Genomic DNA, 13,246 nt, shown 5'->3' on the forward strand with positions numbered 1-13,246 from the left:
CACCTTCTTCCGGGGGAGGTGGAGAGGCGTAGACGGGGGTGGGGGATGTGGTGCGGCGGGGACCCGGGCGGGTCCCCGCCGCGCGGGTCAGGAGGCGTAGACCTCGAACTCGGAGAGCTGGCCGGCCGGCCAGCCGGTGTTGCCGGTGAACGTCAGCCGCACGAAGCGGCGGTCGCCGGCGGGCAGCGCGATCGACGCGCTGTTGCCGCCCGCCGGGTCGAACGTGTATCCGGTCGCCGGCTTGAGCGTGGTGAACGACGAGCCGTCGGTGGAGCCGAGCACGGACAGGGTCTGGGTGCGGGTCTGCCAGGCCGCCGACGGCGGCAGCTTGAGCACCACCCGGGCCACCGGCCGGGCGCTGCCCAGGTCGACGGTCACCGACTGCGGGAACGCGTTGTTGGCGCTCTCCCAGTAGGTGTTCGGGTTGCCGTCGACGGTGTTGCCGGCGCCGTAGACGTCGGCGTGGCTGGTCTCCGCGACCGGCCGGCCCGCGGCCAGGTTGCCCGTCGGCGGCGGGGTGGTGGTGGGCGGCGGGGTGGTCGTGCCGCCGCCGTACACCTCCAGCTCACTGAGCTGTGCCGCCGGCCAGCCGGTGTTGGCGGTGACGGTGACCCGGACGAACCGGCGGGCGCCGGAGGGCAGCGCGATGGACACGCTGTTGCCGGCCGCCGGGTCGAACACCCGGCCGGCCGACGCGGCGAGCGTGGCGAACGAGGAGCCGTCGGCGGAACCGAGCACGGACAGCGTCTCGGTCCGGCGTTCCCAGCCGGCCGGGAGCTTCAGCACCACCCGGTCGACGGTGCGCGACGCGCCGAGGTCGACCGTGAGCGACTGCGGGAAGGTGTTGTTCGCGCTCTCCCAGTAGCTGCCCGCGTTGCCGTCGACCGCGTTGCCGGCCGCGTAGACCTGGTTGACGCTGGTGGCGGTCGCCGGCCGGCCCAGGGCCAGGTTCCCGCCGGCCGGCGGCGGGGTGGTCGGCGGCGCGGTGGTCGGCGGGGCCGTCGTCGGGGGCGCGGTAGTCGGCGGCGTGCTGGTGGGCGGCGGGCTGGACGGGCCGTTGCCCCACTGCGGCTGCGGCCACGGACCGCAGTACGGGGTGGCCGTGTACCAGCCGGAGTTGCCGCTGCCCTGGGTGATCTGGAAGCCGCTGCCGACGCAGTTGTGCATCGGGTTGGCCTGGGCGATGTTCGTGGCCCGCACGTTCGTGAAGCTGACCTGGCTGGGCGCCTGCACCTGGAGCGCGTAGGTGCCCGCGCCGTCGATGCGGACGTTGGTGAACGAGATGCCGCTGGTCTGCCCCTCGATCCAGTGCAGCGCCGCGTAGGAGCTGTCCAGGATGTCGGTGTCGGTGACCCTGATGCTCGCGCCCTGGATCGGCTCGTTCAGCGCGGAGAACCAGATCGCCCCCACCCCGAAGTTCCAGTTGTAGTCGGAGTTGCCGTTGCGGATCAGCGTGTTGCGGGCGACCGTGATCGTCCCGGCCACCGCGGTCGGCCCGTTGACGCCGGGGTAGCGGTTCGCCACGTGGATGCCGCCGCCGTTGGTCACCGAGTCGGCGGTCACGTTGTCGGCGATGGTGATGTCGCGCCCGCCGTACGTGACGAGGTGGTTCGCCAGGATCGTCACGCCGATGGTGTTGTGGGTGAACGAGTTGCCGACGTTCGGCACGCTCTGCGCCCACATGGCCAGCGCGTCGTCGCCGGTGTTGCGGACGAACGTGTCGGTCACCGTGGAGTTGGTGACCCCCCAGTGGAAGTTCACCCCGTCGGCGGTCTGGTCCAGGATGCGGCTGTTGCGGATGGTGAAGTTGTCCATCGGGCCGTCCATCCAGGCGCCGACCTTGGTGTGCTGCAACCACAGGTTGTCCACCACCGAGTCGGTCATCGCGCCGCCGAGCGCGTTCACCTGGTCCTCGTCCACCCGCTCGCGGATGTCGCCGATGATGGCGAAGTCCCGCAGCGTCACGTTGCGGCTCGGTCCACCCGCCTCGTGCGAGCGGATCCCGCCGGAGTAGCCGCCGCCCGGCACGTACTTGCCGTAGATGCCGGCGGCCCGCTTGCGGTCGGTGGGGTGCCGGCCGCCGAGCACCGAATACCACGGCCCGGCGCCGCGCAGCGTCACCCCGTCGACCACCACGTGGTCCCAGAGCGTGAACGTGCCGGACGGGATCCACACCGCCCGGCCCTGCGCCTTGCCGGCGTCCACCGCGGCCTGGAACCTCGCGGTGGAGTCGGTGGCGCCGGTCGGGTCCGCGCCGAAGTCGGTGACCACGTCCAGGACTCCGGACGGCTTGGCGATCGGCGCGCCGACCAGTTCGAAGTCGGCCAGGTCGATGGTGAACGTGGGCGACTGCGCGGTCGAGGAGACCTGGAGGCGGATCTTCGTGCCGGCCGGGTAGGTCGTGCCGAACATGGCCCGGGTCTCGTCGTAGAAGTGGTGCGGGTTGGTGTCGCCCGGGTTGTTGTTGAACGGGTAGCCGCCGTAGTACCAGCCGTACCGGGAGGTGACCGGGACGGCCTTGAGCAGCGTGCCGTTGGCGCGCAGGTCGATGCTGGCGTCCCGGCCGGTGCCGGCGGCGCTGTCCGGCAGGCTGTAGCGGAAGGTGACCGCGTTCGCCGGGGCGGCGAGCGTGAACTCGACGTACTCCCCGACCGCGTCGAGGGTGACCGCCTCCCGGCCGGACGCCTCGGACGGCAGTGTGCCGTAGCGGCGGTCCGGGCCGATCCTGGTGCCGGTGTAGGCGGCCTGCTCCGCCTCCTGCTCCCGGAACGGCACGGTGGCGCCGCGGCCGGTGATGTCGAACGGGGACAGCCCGGCGGCGGAGGCCGGGGTGGCGGTGGAGGTCAACGCCACGACGGTCAGTGTCGAGGCGGCGAGCGCGGCGGCGGTCAGAGCCGCCAGCCCGGTGCGTCGGTGGCGGTGCGCGGTGCGGTGCTCGGCCATGCGGGGTGTGCTCCCTCTCGTCGGTGGCCAGGTCCCCCGTGTGCGGCGGTGCTCCGGTCCCTCCTTCCTCCCCAGGTGCTCCTGCGGCGGCCGGGACGGGCCGCCCGATGTCGCGCGCCGGCGGCTTCCGCCGGTGGTTCGCGGGGCGCCGGCGGCCAGACGGTGCCGCCGGCGCCGCCGCCGTTCAGACCGGTCCGGTACGCAGCCAGACCGCGGTGTCCGGTGGCAGCCGGTCGTCGTCGAGCGGCCCGCTGGCCAGCAGCAGTTCCCCGTGCGCGGGCAGCGGGACGGCCGCGTCGCCGAGGTTGACCAGGCAGGCGAACCCGGGTTCGCGGGCGAACGCGAGCACCCGGTCGCGTGCGGGCAGCCAGGTCAACGCGCCGTCGCCGAGCGCCGGCTCGGCCCGGCGCAGCGCCAGCGCCGCCCGGTACAGCTCCAGCATCGAGTGCGGGTCACCGGTCTGGGCGCGGACCGTGCGGTCCTTCCAGTCCGCCGGCTGCGGCAGCCACGGCGCGGCGGACGCGCCGTCGGGGCTGAACCCGAACGGCGGCGTGTCGCCCTGCCAGGGCAACGGCACCCGGCACCCGTCCCGGCCGGGGTCGACCCGGCCGGAGCGTTCCCACATCGGGTCCTGGCGCAGCTCGTACGGGATGTCCTCGACCTCCCACAACCCCAGCTCCTCGCCCTGGTAGACATAGGCGGCGCCGGGCAGCGCCAGGCAGAGCAACGCGCCCGCCCGCGCCCGGCGGGTGCCCAGCTCCAGGTCGGTCGGGATGCCCTCCCGTTTGGCGGCGAAGCTGAACGTGGTGTCCGCCCGGCCGTAGCGGGTGACGTGCCGGGTGACGTCGTGGTTGGACAGCACCCAGGTGGCCGGCGCGCCGACCGGCGCGTGCGCGCCCAGCGTGCCGTCGATGCTGTCCCGCATCGCCGTGGCGTCCCAGGCGCAGCCGAGAAAGTCGAAGTTGAACGCGGTGTGCAGTTCGTCCGGGCGCAGGTAGTGGGCGAAGCGCTGCCGGTCCGGCAGCCACACCTCGCCGACCAGCGCCCGCTCGCCCGGATAGCTGTCGGCGATCCGCCGCCAGGCGCGGTAGACGTCGTGCACGCCGTCCTGGTCGCGGAACGGGTGCGGCCGGTCCGGGTGGACCTCGGGCAGCGTGCCGTCCTTGACCAGCAGGCCGGCCGAGTCGATCCGGATGCCGTCCACCCCCCGGTCGAACCAGAACCGCAGGATGTCGGAGAACTCGGCGCGCACCCGGGGGTGGTCCCAGTTGAAGTCGGGCTGCTGCGGGGCGAACAGGTGCAGGTACCAGTCGCCCGGGGTGCCGTCCGGGTCGGTGGTGCGGGTCCAGGTGGGCCCGCCGAACTCGCCGGTCCAGTCGGTGGGCGGGAGATCGCCGCCGGGGCCGCGCCCGGCGCGGAACCAGAACAGCTCCCGCTCCGGCGCGTCCGGCCCGCCGGCCAGCGCCGCTTGGAACCACGGGTGCGCGTCCGAGCAGTGGTTGGGCACCACGTCGACGATGGTCCGGATGCCCAGCGCATGCGCCTCGGTGATCAGCGCCTCCACCTCGGCGAGCGTGCCGAAGACCGGGTCGATGTCGCGGTAGTCGGATACGTCGTAGCCGGCGTCGGCCATCGGCGACGGGTACCAGGGGCTGTACCAGATCGCGTCGACGCCGAGCGCGGCGAGGTGGTCCAGGCGGGACCGGATGCCGGCGACGTCGCCGATCCCGTCGCCGTTGCCGTCGGCGAAGCTGCGCGGGTAGACCTGGTAGATCACCGCTGAGCGCCACCACGGGCTGCTGTCGACGATGGACACGGGCACCTGCTTTCTGCGGGTCGGTTCTGATGCGGCGGGCGGCGGCAGCCGTCAACCCTTGAGGCCACCGGTGGTCAGGCCGGACATGATGTTCCGTTGAAAGATCAGGAACAGCACGACGGTGGGGATCGCGGCGATGACCGAGGCGGCGATCACCACGTTCATCGGGGTGCCGCCGGCGAAGGTGTAGATGCCGACGCTGACCGTCCGCGTCTCCGGCGACGGCATGACCAGCTTCGGCCAGAGGAAGTCCTTCCAGACCGCGGTCACCGCGAAGATCGCCACCACGCCCAGGATCGGACGGGACATCGGCAGGACGATCGACCAGAGCGTGCGCAGCGGCGAGGCGCCGTCCATCACCGCCGCCGACATCAGGTCCTCGGGGATCGAGTCGAAGAACCGCTTGAGCAGGAAGATGTTGAACGCGTTGGCGACCAGCGGCAGCCAGATCGCGAACGGCGAGTCGAGCAGGTTGACGTGCACGATCGGCAGGTCGAGCACGGTCACGTACTGCGGGACGATCAGCACCATGGCCGGGATCATCAGCGTCGCCAGCATCATGCCGAGGATCAGCCCGCCCAGCACCGGGCGCAGCTTCGACAGCGCGTACGCGGCGGCGGTGTCGAACACCAACTGGAACAGCACCGCGCCCATCGCGTAGTAGAACGTGTTGAACAGCAGCTTCGCCAGGGCGAGGTGGTTCCAGGCGTCGGCGTAGTGCTGCGGCTGCGGATCACGCGGGAACAGCGACGGTGGCGTCTGCGCGATCTCCTGGCCGCTCTTGAGCGCGCCGGTGACCATCCAGTAGAGCGGGCCGAGGAAGACCAGCGTGAAGACCGCCACGACGACGGCGAGCACGGCCCAGTAGAGGATCCGGCCGCGACCGCGCCGCAGTTGGGCCGGGGAAATCAGGGTACGGGTGGTGGCGTCGACAACCATGTCCTAGTCCTGCCTCGCGGTCAGTCGCACGTAGACGGCGGAGAACCCGGCCAGCACCACCAGCATGATCACGCCGAGCGCGGCGGCGCCGTTGAGGTCGTTCTGGAAGAAGCCGTGCTGGTAGATCAGGTACGCCACCGAGGTGGCCGAGTCCTGCGTGCCGGCGCCGTTGGCGAGGATCAGCGGCTCGGTGAACACCTGCATGGTGGCCACGATCTGGAGCATCGCCAGCAGCGCCAGGATCAGCCGGGTCTGCGGGATCGTCACGTGCACGATCCGTCGCCACACCCCGGCGCCGTCGATCTCGGCGGCCTCGTACAGCTCGCCGGGGATGTTCTGCAACGCGGCCAGGTAGATGAGCACGGCGCCGCCCATGTTCATCCAGGTCGACGCCAGCACCATGGCCGGCATCGTCATGGTCGGCGACTGCATCCATTCCGACGTGGGCAGCCCGAGGGCGGTGAGGATCGCGTTGAACAGTCCCGCCTCGCTCGGGTCGTACGCGTAGAACTTGAACAGGAACAGTGCGGACGCCGGCGGCAGCATCACCGGCAGGTAGACCAGCACTCGCAGGTAGCCCCTGGCGTGGCGTAGCTCGTTGAGCAGGATCGCCACGAGGAACGGCACGGCGTAGCCGAGCACGAGCGCCAGGGCGGTGAAGACGAACGTGTTCTTCCAGGCCGTCCAGAAGCTCGGGTCGGCGATGATCCGGGCGTAGTTGTCCCAGCCGACCCAGGTGGTCTCGCCGCGCCGGGTGCGCTGGAAGCTCATCACCACGCCGCGGACCATCGGATACCAGGAGAAGACGGCGAAGCAGGCGACCGCGCCGATCAGAAACGTGTGCCCGGTGAGGTTGTCCCGAACCTTGCGGCCGAGCCCGGCGCGGCGCGCAGCGGTTCGCTGCGGCGGCGGCGCGGGGCGGCCGGTGCGGCGGGTGGCACCCGGGGCGGTGGTGAGCGCCAAGGCAACTCCTGCGGTAGTGGGCGGGGGCCGGTGCGGGCCGGCCCCCGCCCGCGTCGGGTCAGCTTCCGGCGGCCTGGAGCTGGTTGACCTTGCCCTCGGCGGTCTTGAGCAGGGTGTCGATGTTCGCGTTCGGGTCCGTCAGCACCCCGGACATCGCCGCGTCGAGCACCGCGTAGATGGCCTGGGCGTTGCGCGGCTCGCCCTTGATCGGCACCGGGTTCGCCTCGAAGACCGCGAAGTTGGTGGTGTCGACGTTCGCGTTGGCCTTGCGCAGTTCCAGTTCCTGCTTCTGCGCGTCGCTTCCGTTGGTGAACAGCAGCGGCTGGGGCAGGCCCACCGGGTAGTTCTGCGGCTTGGCCCGGGCGTAGTCGAACTGCCCCTTGCCCGGGGTGAGCTTCTGGTAGGCGATCCACTTCAGACCGGCCTTGACCTGCTCCGGGCTCAGGCCCTTCTTGAAGAAGTAGCCCTCGCCGCCGCCGAGCGTCGCCAACGCCTTCCCGTCCTGGCCGGGCAGCGGACCCATCGCCCAGTCCTGGTACTTGCCCTGGAACTGGGTGACGATCGCCTGGGTGGCGTCGGGCGCGCCGATGAACATGCCGACCTTGCCGGCGCCGGCGTTGGTCAGCAGGTCACCCCACTGCAGGAGCTGGCGGCTGCCCATGCTGTTGTCGCCGTAGCGCATGTCCTTGAGGTTCTGCAGGACCTGCCTGCCCATCGGGTTGTTGAAGTCGGCCTTCTTGCCGTCGGCGCTGAGCACCTGGCCGCCCTGCGAGTAGAGCAGGGAGGTGAAGTGCCACCCGCCGGTGTTGCCGGCGCTGTACTCCGAGTAGCCGGCGACGCCGCCGCCGAGCGCGGAGATCTTCTTGGCCGCGGCCCGCACCTCGGGCCAGGTCTTCGGCGGGTTGGCCGCGTCGAGGCCGGCGCGCTGGAACAGCGCCTTGTTGTAGACCAGGCCCATCGAGTAGTTCTTCACCGGTACGCCGTAGAGCTTGCCGCCGTCGGTGAAGACCTCCTTGAGCGCGGGGTCGACGCTGTCCCAGGTGGGGATCGTGTCCTTGGTGGCGTAGTCGGTGATGTCCATCGCCTGACCGGAGTCGAGCACCTGCTGCAGGTCGGTCATGTAGCCGTAGAAGACGTCGGTGACGGTGCCGCCGGCGAGGCGGGCGGTGAAGTCCGGCGGGTTGTTGCACTGCTCGCCGACGCTGACGCTCTTCACCACGATGGTCGGGTTCTGCCGCTGGAACTCGGCGACGTCGTCGTTCCAGTTCTTCAGCAGCTCCTTCTGCGCGCCGACCGGCTGGCAGTCGACAGTGATGGTGACCTTGCCGCCGGCGTCGGCGGAGTCGTCGCTCTTGGTGGAACACGCCGCGAGGCTGAGCCCGAGGCCGGCCGCGAGCGCCGCGGCCACGACCTTTCGGTACTGCGGTACGGACATCTGTCCATCCCTTCGGGAACTGGCGTATCGATGAGTTTCATTGGTTTGCGGAGACCGCCTGCGAGTGGAGTCAATGTAGCGACGTCGACTCTTAACAGCAAGGTTTCGACCTGATGACGAAAGAACACGACTTTGCAACGGCTGATCACGACGGCTGCCCGCGGGCACCTCGGCATCGGCCTCCGGGTCGGGGCGGCCGGCAGCGCGGCGGCAGGTGGCGCCGGTCGGCGCCTGTCGAGCTGAGTCGTTCCTGACGTCACGCGCGCCCGGCGTGCCACGGACGGCGCCAACGGGAACGATCCGAACCCGACCTGCCTCGCGCCGACCCCACCGGTTCCGGCCGGCCAACGGCGCTTCGCCCCCGCTGCGCTGGGTGGGGCCAAGGCACGGGGCGGTTCAGACCGCCCGGCACGACGGTGACGGGCCCGGTCGGAACGGCGCGTCGGACCGCGGGCCACCGGGTCCTGTCGAGCTGACGTCGGGGACGACTGGGCCGGCGACGTCAACCGGCGCCGCCCGAGCGCGTCGCGCCCCGGGCGCACGGTTCGGCGGTCGCGCCGGTACGGCGTCGTCGTTCGGGACGACCACATCGAGGCGCAGGTGAACGGTGAGGTGAGTCTCGCCGGGACGTGGAAGCCGACGCCGACGCGCGTCCTTGCACGACCCCGCCGATCACGTCACGGCCCCGTAGCGCGCGACGGGGCGGCGCGCGGGGGCTCGCGCGGAGCGAACCGGCGCGCAGGGGCTCGCGCGGAGCGAACCGGCGCGCGGGGCTCGCGCGGAAGGGATCTGGCGCGGGAGGGGGACGAGGGGTCAGGCGCGGGGGGCGGGAGCGGTGGAGCCGCGTACCACCAGTTCGGGTTCGAAGAGCAGCTCGTCGCGCAGCACGCCGGCCCCCTCGATCTGGGTGACCAGCAGGTCCACCGCGGCCTGGCCCATCGTCTCGATCGGCTGCCGCACCGTGGTCAGCGGCGGGTCGGTGCAGGTCATGAACGCCGAGTCGTCGAAGCCCACCACCGAAACGTCGGCCGGCACCGCGCGGCCGAGCCGGCGGGCGGCCCGGATGGTGCCCAGGGCCAGCACGTCGCTGGCGCAGATGATGCCGGTCACGCCGCGTTCGATCAGCTTGGTCGCGGCGACCCGGGCGCCCTCCATGGAGAAGCTGGAGCGCTCGACACAACTGCGGTCCCCGCCCCAACCGGCGGCCCGGGCCATGGCGTCCAACTTACGTCGCGAGGGCACGTGGTCCTCCGGGCCGAGCACCATGCCGATCGCCTCGTGCCCGAGCGAGCGCAGGTGCCCGTAGGCCTGCTCGACGGCGACCGCGTCGTCGGTCGCCACGCGCGGGAAGCCCAGTTCCTCGACGCCGGCGTTGACCAGCACGACGGGCAGGCCGCGGTCGGTCAGGCGCCGGTAGTGCTCGTGCGAGGCGTCGGCCAGCGCGTACGAGCCGCCGGCGAAGATGACGCCGCTGACCTGGTGGTCCAGCAGCATCTCCACATAGCCGGACTCCGGCACGCCGCCGATGGTGCGGGCGCACAACGCGGGGGTGAAGCCCCGTTGGGCGAGGGAGCCGGTGACCACCTCGGCCAGCGCCGGGAAGATCGGGTTCTGCAACTCCGGCAGGACCAGCCCGACCAGCCGGGCCCGCTCCCCGCGCAGCTTCGTCGGGCGCTCGTAGCCGAGCACGTCGAGCGCGGTCAGCACCGCCGTCCGGGTCGCCTCGGACACGCCACCCCGGCCGTTGAGCACCCGGCTCACGGTCGCCTCGCTGACGCCCGCCTTGCGGGCCACCTCGGTCAAGCGCTTCGTCACGGCGGCAATCGTACGTCAGAATCTTGCAAGAAATGAACAGCGACTCGGCGTGGGACCTGTCGCGTGAGGGCGGAGCCGTGTCGAAAGATTCGAGCATACTGATGCTTGAAAGACGACAGCTTTCCGGAATAACATGGCCGCCACCGTCCCCTCCCCCGAGAAAGAGGGTGCTCCGATGCAGCGGAGCGTTCCCGGCCCGGCGGGCCGTCCGTCCGTACCGAAAATCCTCGTCGCCGTGGCCGCGGCCGTCGCCCTGGTTGCGCCGCCCGGTGCCGCCACGGCCTCGCCCGCACCGGTCGGACCGGCCGTCGTGGCGACGCGGGCCGCGCTCGACCCGGCGCTCGTCGCCGGCCGCGGCGCCCGCGTCGACTACCTGGAGCAGGAGGCCGAGCACGCCCGGACCACCGGCACCGTCATCGGCCCGGACCGGTCGGCCTACACCCTCACCGGCGAGGCGTCCGGCCGCCGCGCCGTGCGCCTGCTCCCCGGCCAGTACGTCGAGTTCACCCTGCCCCGCGCCACCAACGCGCTGACCGTGCGATACAGCATCCCGGACGCGCCGGGTGGCGGCGGCATCACCGCGCCGCTGCGGGTGGCGGTCGGCCGCGCGCCCGCGCGCACCATGACACTCACCTCGCAGTACGCCTGGCTCTACAACCAGTATCCGTTCACCAACGACCCCGACGCCGACCTGCTGCACCCGGACTGGTGGATCACCGAGTGCTCCTGCGTGCCGGCGGCCACCACGCCCACGCCGGTGATCAGCAAGCCGTTCCGGCCGCACCACTTCTATGACGAACAGCGGATGCTGCTCGGCCGGACCCACCGGGCCGGCGAGGTGGTCCGGCTGACCGCGCCCACCCGGACGCCCGCCGCCTGGACCGTGATCGACCTGCTGGACACACATCTGGTCGCCCGACCGCGGGTGCTCCGCGACGCGGTGAACGTGCTGGCCTTCGGCGCCGACCCGACCGGCCGGCGGGAGTCCGCCGACGCGTTCGACCGCGCCGTGGCACACGCCCGGCGGATCCACCGCCCGCTGTACCTGCCGCCGGGCACCTACCGGGTCGACCGGCACATCGTCGTGGACGACGTGACCGTCGCCGGCGCCGGTAGCTGGTACACGGTGGTGACGGGACGCGAGGTCGCCCTGGACACCCCCGCGCCCGACGGCTCCCGGCACACCGGCGTCGGCTTCTACGGCCGCGACGCCGCCGACGGCGGCAGCCGCGACGTGCACCTCTCCGGCTTCGCGATCGAGGGCGACGTCCGGGAGCGGATCGACACCGACCAGGTCAACGGCGTCGGTGGCGCGCTCAGCCACAGCACCATCGACGGCCTCTACCTGCACCACACGAAGGTCGGCATGTGGTTCGACGGGCCGATGACCGGTCTACGGGTCACCAACACGGTGATCGCCGACCAGATCGCCGACGGGCTCAACTTCCACACCGGTGTCACGCACTCCTCGGTCACCGACACCCTGGTCCGCAACAGCGGCGACGACGCGCTGGCCATGTGGTCGGAGGGCACCGCGAACACGGGCAACACGTTCGCGTACAACACGGTGCAGTCGCCGGTGCTGGCCAACGGTGTCGCGCTCTACGGCGGCGCCGACCTGACCGTCGCGCACAACCTGATCGCCGATCCGGTGCGCGAGGGCAGCGGGATCCACGTGGGCGCCCGCTTCGGCGCGCAGCCGTTCACCGGCCGGATCCGGATCGCCGACAACACCACGGTCCGGGCCGGCACCTACGACCTCAACTGGAACATCGGCCTCGGCGCGATCTGGTTCTATGCGCTGGACCGCAACATCGACGCCGACATCCAGGTGGTCGGCGACGCCTATCTGGACAGCACCTACAACGCGATCATGCTGGTCAGCGACTGGCCGGTGAAGGACAGCGTCCGGATCGACAACGTCGCGTTCCGCGACATCCGGGTCGACGGCACCGGCACGTCGGTGGTCAGCGCCCGCTCGGCCGGCGGGGCGAGCTTCGCCGACGTCGACGCGCGCCACGTGGGCGCGGTCGGAGTGAACAACTGCGGCTCGTTCCACTTCACCCCGGCCGGGTCCGAGTTCCGGTTGACCGATCTCGGCGGCAACGACGGCGACTGGCTCGCCCCGTGGCTGCTGCCCAACACCATCACCTGCGACGACCGTCCGCCGGTGGTGCCACCACCTCCGCCTGCCGCCTGGTGACCGGCGCGCGGCCGGGCGCTCGGCGTCCGGCCGCGCGCCGTCCGGGCTTGCGACGCCGACCCGACCCGGCCGGGCCTCGCCCCGCGACGCCACGTCGGGGAGGTGGCGGCATCAATGGCCCCGGCTGGTCACCACCCGGTCAACGACACGACCGCCACCGGCGGAGCCGGTGGCGGTCGGGACGGGGTGTGAGAAGGGGCCCCAGCTATGCCCCAGGCGTTAAGCGGGGGCCCCTCCTTACCTCTCAGGCCTCGGTGAGCTGGCCGCGCAGCTTGGTGAGGGCGCGGGCGAGCAGCCGCGACACGTGCATCTGGGAGACACCGACCCGGGTGGCGATCTCGCTCTGGGTCAGGTTGCCGTAGAAGCGGAGCGTGAGGATCTTCTGCTCCCGCTCGTCGAGCGTGGCTAGCGCCGGGCCCAGCGAGGCACGCAGGTCGGCCAGCTCGTACTCGTTGTCCTCGGTGCCGAGGGTGTCGCCCAGCTCGGTGGCGCTGTCACCGTCGCCGATCGGGGTCGAGAGCGAGACCGCGTTGTAGGCGCGGGCGCCCTCCAGGCCCTCGAGCACCTCTTCCTCGGTGACGTCGAGGTGGGCGGCGATGTCGGCGACGGTCGGCGCCCGGTTGAGCGTCTGGGTCAGCGAGCTGTTCGCCTCCGAGATGCGCAACCGCAGCTCCTGGAGGCGGCGCGGAACCCGGATGTTCCAGGTGCGGTCGCGGAAGTGCCGCTTGATCTCACCGAGGATGGTCGGGATGGCGAAGCCGGCGAAGTCGACGCCGCGCGAGGCGTCGAACCGGTCCACCGCCTTGATCAGACCCAGCGCCGCAGTCTGCGCGAGGTCGCCGGCCGGCTCGCCGCGACCGCTGTAGCGGGCGGCCAGGTGGTTGGCCAGCGGCAGCCACGCCTCGATGACCTGGCTGCGCAGGGCGGCCCGCCCGGGGTGGTCCGCCGGCAGCTCGGCGAGCGCCGCGATCAGTTCGCTGGCGCGGTTCTCCTCACCGGTCTGCGGCGCGCGGTGCACCTCGGTGACGGACGGTGCCATGGTCATCGTGGTCATGCTGCCCTTCCTGTCCCGGAGAACGGGGTGGACTCCCACACCGGTCGTGTGAGGAACAGTAGACCAAAGGCCATCAGC

General features: G+C 71.7%; 8 protein-coding genes. 1 reads left to right on the forward strand and 7 read right to left on the reverse strand.

The features are described 5' to 3' along the window. Positions 1-87 precede the first annotated feature (87 nt). From AB0H28_RS10480 to AB0H28_RS10505, 6 genes are all read right to left on the reverse strand, one after another. Positions 88-2,943 carry a discoidin domain-containing protein gene (locus tag AB0H28_RS10480; RefSeq protein ID WP_358036776.1) on the reverse strand — a complete coding sequence of 952 codons (2,856 nt, stop codon included), beginning with the start codon at positions 2,941-2,943 and terminating at the stop codon, positions 88-90. Between the two features lie 184 nt (positions 2,944-3,127). After that, a complete protein-coding gene (locus tag AB0H28_RS10485) occupies positions 3,128-4,753 on the reverse strand; it encodes a glycoside hydrolase family 13 protein (RefSeq protein WP_358037397.1) in 1,626 nt (541 codons plus the stop codon). Positions 4,754-4,810: 57 nt separating this feature from the next. Beyond that, the gene (locus tag AB0H28_RS10490) at positions 4,811-5,698 is read right to left on the reverse strand and encodes a carbohydrate ABC transporter permease (RefSeq protein ID WP_358036778.1); all 888 of its coding nucleotides are present in this window, start codon (positions 5,696-5,698) and stop codon (positions 4,811-4,813) included. A gap of 3 nt (positions 5,699-5,701) precedes the next feature. Further along, positions 5,702-6,661 carry a sugar ABC transporter permease gene (locus AB0H28_RS10495; protein ID WP_358036780.1) on the reverse strand — a complete coding sequence of 320 codons (960 nt, stop codon included), beginning with the start codon at positions 6,659-6,661 and terminating at the stop codon, positions 5,702-5,704. A 58-nt stretch (positions 6,662-6,719) separates the two neighbouring features. Continuing rightward, positions 6,720-8,096 carry an extracellular solute-binding protein gene (locus AB0H28_RS10500; RefSeq protein ID WP_358036782.1) on the reverse strand — a complete coding sequence of 459 codons (1,377 nt, stop codon included), beginning with the start codon at positions 8,094-8,096 and terminating at the stop codon, positions 6,720-6,722. 813 nt (positions 8,097-8,909) lie between these two features. Further along, positions 8,910-9,911 carry a LacI family DNA-binding transcriptional regulator gene (locus AB0H28_RS10505; RefSeq protein ID WP_358036784.1) on the reverse strand — a complete coding sequence of 334 codons (1,002 nt, stop codon included), beginning with the start codon at positions 9,909-9,911 and terminating at the stop codon, positions 8,910-8,912. A 175-nt stretch (positions 9,912-10,086) separates the two neighbouring features. Here AB0H28_RS10505 and AB0H28_RS10510 point away from each other — a divergent pair, with 175 nt between their 5' ends. Then, positions 10,087-12,114, forward strand: a complete 2,028-nt coding sequence (locus AB0H28_RS10510; RefSeq protein ID WP_358036786.1) for a glycosyl hydrolase family 28-related protein — start codon at positions 10,087-10,089, stop codon at positions 12,112-12,114. A gap of 244 nt (positions 12,115-12,358) precedes the next feature. On the opposite strand, the gene AB0H28_RS10515 is transcribed toward AB0H28_RS10510, so the two are convergent. Further along, positions 12,359-13,168: a SigB/SigF/SigG family RNA polymerase sigma factor gene (locus tag AB0H28_RS10515; RefSeq protein ID WP_358036788.1), complete on the reverse strand. Its 810-nt coding sequence runs from the start codon at positions 13,166-13,168 to the stop codon at positions 12,359-12,361. Positions 13,169-13,246 lie beyond the last annotated feature (78 nt).

The sequence above is a fragment of the Micromonospora sp. NPDC050980 genome (assembly GCF_040653835.1).
GTDB lineage: Bacteria > Actinomycetota > Actinomycetes > Mycobacteriales > Micromonosporaceae > Micromonospora.

Bases quoted from the DNA above. Each gene is read 5' to 3' on its own strand.
- AB0H28_RS10480 (WP_358036776.1), bottom strand. From the start codon at position 2,943: ATGGCCGAGCACCGCACCGCGCACCGCCACCGACGCACCGGGCTGGCG.
- AB0H28_RS10510 (WP_358036786.1), top strand. From the start codon at position 10,087: ATGCAGCGGAGCGTTCCCGGCCCGGCGGGCCGTCCGTCCGTACCGAAA.
- AB0H28_RS10515 (WP_358036788.1), bottom strand. From the start codon at position 13,168: ATGACCACGATGACCATGGCACCGTCCGTCACCGAGGTGCACCGCGCG.
- AB0H28_RS10490 (WP_358036778.1), bottom strand. From the start codon at position 5,698: ATGGTTGTCGACGCCACCACCCGTACCCTGATTTCCCCGGCCCAACTG.
- AB0H28_RS10500 (WP_358036782.1), bottom strand. From the start codon at position 8,096: ATGTCCGTACCGCAGTACCGAAAGGTCGTGGCCGCGGCGCTCGCGGCC.